At 64.7% G+C, this 2,085-nt stretch carries 1 protein-coding gene, 1 rRNA gene and 1 pseudogene; 1 reads left to right on the plus strand and 2 read right to left on the minus strand.

All coding sequences use genetic code 11. From position 1 onward, the window contains the following. Positions 1-120: 120 nt before the first annotated feature. A pseudogene (locus WAX14_RS16710) lies at positions 121-288 on the minus strand (endonuclease); the annotation flags it as partial. A 58-nt stretch (positions 289-346) separates the two neighbouring features. Here WAX14_RS16710 and WAX14_RS16715 point away from each other — a divergent pair. After that, positions 347-1,897 carry an adenylate/guanylate cyclase domain-containing protein gene (locus tag WAX14_RS16715; RefSeq protein WP_422629173.1) on the plus strand — a complete coding sequence of 517 codons (1,551 nt, stop codon included), beginning with the start codon at positions 347-349 and terminating at the stop codon, positions 1,895-1,897. A 100-nt stretch (positions 1,898-1,997) separates the two neighbouring features. Here WAX14_RS16715 and rrf read toward each other — a convergent pair. After that, a 5S ribosomal RNA gene (gene rrf, locus WAX14_RS16720) occupies positions 1,998-2,085 on the minus strand; the annotation flags it as partial.

The following is a 2,085-nucleotide window of genomic DNA, read 5'->3' on the forward strand; positions in this document are numbered from 1 at the left end:
TGGACTCGTACAAGTCCACCGCCCGACGGCGGAACTCGTCGGTGTAGTTCTTCCTGGCCATCCTTGGATTCTCGCTTCCCCAGCAGTGTGCTGGATTCCGCGTGTCCAAGGTCAGGGGTCAAGCTCCCACGGCGGACTCATCCAATTCAGCGGCTTATAGGCGCGGTCGTCGGCATGTACGCTCACGGACCCGTCCGCCTTGATCAACAGCAGGCGACGCGCCGTCGGCAAATGTGCCGTCAGCCTTCCGATGTAATCGACTCGACAGCGGGCAATCACTAGGCGCACTCCTGCCACCCTAGCGGATCATCCGGACCGCGCCCCCACGGACTACTCTCGAACGACCATGTCCAGACGCCGTGCAAGCACCGCACCCCTCGGTTCAGCGATCCTCGGCGAACCAGCCGAACCGGTTCGGCGGCAACGCATCCGAATCCAGATGCTGCTGACCCTGTCACTGCTCAGCACACATCTTCTCGGCGCACTCGTCGCGGCGGTGTTGATCAACGTCGTGATCCCCGGACCGTCGGTGCTCACCAGGGACTTCGTCGTCGCCGTCGCCGTGATCGCACCCGTCTACATTCTCATTGCGATGATCGTCGGGACGATCCGCGGCACCCGACTCGTCCTCGAACAGCTGCGCTGGGCGCTCGACGATCAACAGCCGAACGACAAGCAGAAGCGTGACGCGCTCCGCCTGCCGTGGCGCCTCACCGTTCAGCAGGGTGCGCTCTGGTCCATCGGATTCGTACTGTTCACCGTGACCTTCGGAATCATCGATCCTTCGACCATTCCCAAGGTGTCTCTGACCATCGCGCTTGCGGGCCTGACCGTGTGTGGCTTCCTCTACCTGTTCGGTGAGTTCGCACTGCGCCCGATCGCTGCCCGCGCCCTCGAGGCGGGTGCACCGGCGCGACGCCGCTTGGCGAGCGTCGAAGGCCGATTCATGATCGCGTGGCTGCTCGGCAGCGGAATTCCCATCATCGGACTGTTGCTGATCGCGGTATTCAGCTTCGTCCGGCCGGTCACTCCAACCCAGTTTGCCGTCACGACCCTGACGATCGGCACGATCGGCCTGGTTGTCGGCGCACTCTTGATGTGGCTCAACGTCCGAGCCAGCGTCGCCCCCATCGAATCCGTGCGGTTCGGGATGGCCCGTATCGAGCAAGGCCATCTGGACGCGCGGGTGGTCGTGTACGACGGCACCGCACTCGGAGAGTTGCAGGCCGGATTCAACCGGATGGCCGAAGGATTGACCGAACGCGAACGACTGCGCGACGTCTTCGGCCGGCACGTGGGGCGGGACGTCGCGGCGGCCGCACTCGCCAATGCCGACGCACTCGGCGGCGTGGAGCAGGACGTCGCGGTGTTGTTCGTCGACATCATCGGTTCCACCGCGATGGCTGCAAGCCGGCCGCCCGCCGAAGTTGTCGCGCTTCTCAATATGTTCTTCGACGTCGTTGTCGACGAGGTGCACCGCGCGGGCGGCTTCATCAACAAGTTCGAGGGCGACGCCGCGCTGGCAATCTTCGGCGCCCCCGTCGAATCCGCGGATGCGGCAGATTGCGCCCTCCGCGCCGCTCGTGAAATCGGTCGGCGCATCGTCGCCGAGGTGCCGGAGTGCCGGGCAGGTATCGGAGTCGCCTCCGGGCGCGCAGTCGCGGGGAACATCGGTGCGCGGGAACGCTTCGAATACACCGTGATCGGCGACCCGGTCAACGAAGCTGCACGCCTGTCGGACCTGGCGAAGACCATTCCCGGTCGGGTCGCGGCATCCGGACGCGCCGTAACCGCCGCGTCCGATTCCGAAGCTGCACTGTGGGCGTCGAAAAGCGAGGTAGCCCTGCGCGGACGAACAGAACCCACTATTGTCCATGTTCCCCGCGAGGCATTCTGAATCCGCCACATCCGATCCCCAGAACAGATCGGTCCGAAGCTCACCCCCCGGAAATGACTGAAGGCCCCCACCAGATGGTGGGGGCCTACAGCAAACGGGTGTTCGGCGGCGACCTACTCTCCCACACCCTGACGAGTGCAGTACCATCGGCGCAGACAGGCTTAGCTTCCGGGTTCGGAATGGGACCG

Origin of the sequence: Rhodococcus sp. (in: high G+C Gram-positive bacteria), from assembly GCF_049299235.1 — a bacterium.
Classification (GTDB): Bacteria; Actinomycetota; Actinomycetes; order Mycobacteriales; family Mycobacteriaceae; genus Rhodococcus.

Coding starts and splice junctions, on each gene's coding strand:
- WAX14_RS16715 (WP_422629173.1), top strand. CDS start 347: ATGTCCAGACGCCGTGCAAGCACCGCACCCCTCGGTTCAGCGATCCTC.